This window comes from Gelidibacter sp., assembly GCF_035577925.1.
In the GTDB taxonomy this organism is placed as follows: Bacteria; Bacteroidota; Bacteroidia; order Flavobacteriales; family Flavobacteriaceae; genus Gelidibacter.
In genome coordinates this window covers 1-2476 of the sequence record NZ_DATJCY010000025.1, presented here as the reverse complement: position 1 = coordinate 2476, position 2476 = coordinate 1, and the positions used below count along the sequence as shown (strand labels likewise).

The following is a 2476-nucleotide window of genomic DNA, read 5'->3' as shown; positions in this document are numbered from 1 at the left end:
ATGAATGCTATTTATCTTCCAAAATACAATAAAGAAAAACCTTTGTATCTTGGTTTCTTTAATACCGGAGCCTATCAAGAAACTATTGGTGGATTTGGCGGATTACAACATTGTTTAATACCTTCGCCTAAACACATTTTGATTGATAAAGATGAAGAAGGTAATTTTACTACGAGATTATTTAGTGAAGAGCAAAAAAGTGAAGACTTACTTAAAATTTTAGGCTTTGATAGTAAAAGCTAAAAAATTTTATAACCATAAATATAATATCGAAAATTGCATTTGACCTTTTAAATTAATAATTATTGCAAAATGAATAGTACAATCACGTATGCAGGAATAGATGAAGAATATTCCAAATTAGAAACGGCAAAAATCGTTTTGATCCCTGTGCCTTATGATGGCACAAGCACATGGCAAAAAGGAGCAGACAAAGGTCCACAAGCTTTTTTGGATGCTTCGGAAAACATGGAATTGTATGATATTGAAACTGAAACAGAAGTTTATAAACAAGGCGTTTATCTTGCTGATGCCGTGACTGAAAATTCCTCTCCTGAAAAGATGGTTGAAGCAGTGCACCAAACGGTTAAGAAATACATTAAACGCAACAAGTTTGTGACGGCTTTTGGTGGCGAACATTCCATTTCAATTGGTACTATTCGTGCTTTTAATGAGTGTTTTGATAATTTGACCGTACTTCAGATTGATGCGCACGCCGACTTGCGTAAAGAATACCAAGGCAGTAAATGCAATCATGCTTGTGCGGTTTATGAGGCTAGCCAGACCACTAATTTGATCCAAGTAGGTATCCGAAGTATGGATATTATTGAAACTACTGTAATGGATAAAGAAAAAACTTATTTTGCCCATGATATGGTCAATGATGAGTTTTGGATGGACAGCGCTATTGATCAAATGACCGATAACGTGTTTATCACTATTGATTTGGATGCTTTTGATCCGTCAATCATGCCATCAACAGGTACACCAGAACCAGGGGGATTACTTTGGTATGAAACCCTAGACTTTTTGCGAAAAGTATTTGAAGAAAAAAATGTAGTTGGATTTGACATTGTTGAACTTTGTCCAGATCCTAACGAAAAATCATCCGATTTTTTAGCTGCAAAATTGTATTACAAAATGTTAACCTATAAATTCTTGGACGATGATGTTGAAGATGGCTACGAAAGTAACTTTAACGAATCAAGTTCAAGCACAAATAAATATTCTAAATTCGATGACGATGACAACTAAAGGACCAATTTCTAATTTTATTGAAAAATACTATCTGCATTTTAATGCCGCATCATTGGTAGATGCAGCCAAAGGCTACGAAGCCCAATTGGCCAATGGCTCTAAAATGTTGGTGTCTTTGGCAGGAGCCATGAGTACCGCAGAGATAGGCAAAATATTTGCCGAAATGATCCGACAAGATAAAGTGCAAATCATTTCATCCACAGGAGCCAATCTTGAAGAAGATATCATGAATCTTGTTGCCCATTCACATTACAGACGTGTGCCTAATTATCGTGATTTGACGCCACAGGACGAATGGGATTTGATGGAAAAAGGATTAAACCGTGTAACCGATACTTGTATTCCAGAAGAGGAGGCATTCCGACGTCTGCAAAAACATATTTTTAAAATCTGGAAAGAAGCAGAAGACAACGGTGAGCGTTTTTTTCCGCATGAATTTATGTACAAAATGTTGTTGAGCGGTGTGCTTGAGCAATATTATGAAATTGACATAAAAAATTCTTGGATGTATGCAGCGGCACAGAAAAATTTACCTATAATTGTACCAGGTTGGGAAGATAGTACCATGGGTAATATTTTTGCAAGCTACGTTCTTAAAGGAGAATTAAAGGCCAGCACCATGAAATCCGGAATTGAATATATGACATTCTTGGCCGATTGGTACACAGCCAATTCTGAAAACGGTATTGGATTCTTCCAAATTGGAGGTGGTATTTCAGGTGATTTCCCAATCTGTGTGGTACCCATGTTGTACCAAGACATGGAACGACCAGAAACTCCGTTTTGGAGCTATTTTTGCCAAATCAGTGATTCTACAACAAGTTACGGATCGTATTCAGGTGCCGTTCCGAATGAAAAAATAACTTGGGGAAAATTAAATATTGATACCCCTAAATTTATAATAGAAAGTGATGCAACTATTGTTGCACCGCTTATATTTGCCTACCTATTAGAAATGTAATTATGAGTAGTAAAAGAGACAATCTAAAACGCGTTATCGTTGATTTTAAAAAGTTGACACCAGAAATTCTTGCGTTGTTGGTTGAAAAGTATCCTGATGGTTATGACGATGATAATATCATTACCTTCAAAAATGCCAACAACGAAATTGTAGAAGCCGTAGAAGTGACCACGAGCGACACTAAGTATTTAGTGAAAGTGAGTACCAAACTTCAACTTACGATGGAGAATTATGACGAAGATGATTATGAGGACTTTG

At 36.3% G+C, this 2476-nt stretch carries 2 protein-coding genes and 2 pseudogenes; all 4 read left to right on the top strand.

Annotation, left to right across the window (positions count from 1 at the left end; genetic code table 11):
* Nucleotides 1-243 (top strand): annotated as a pseudogene (locus VNJ50_RS00730) (arginine decarboxylase); the annotation flags it as partial.
* A 69-nt stretch (nt 244-312) separates the two neighbouring features.
* Nucleotides 313-1254, top strand: coding sequence for an agmatinase (gene speB, locus VNJ50_RS00725; RefSeq protein ID WP_325578093.1), 942 nt, complete (start codon nt 313-315; stop codon nt 1252-1254).
* Complete coding sequence (locus VNJ50_RS00720; protein WP_325578091.1) at nt 1244-2218, top strand: deoxyhypusine synthase family protein; 975 nt, start codon at nt 1244-1246, stop codon at nt 2216-2218. The genes speB and VNJ50_RS00720 overlap by 11 nt, the downstream gene beginning before the upstream one ends.
* A 2-nt stretch (nt 2219-2220) precedes the next feature.
* A pseudogene (locus VNJ50_RS00715) lies at nt 2221-2476 on the top strand (hypothetical protein); the annotation flags it as partial.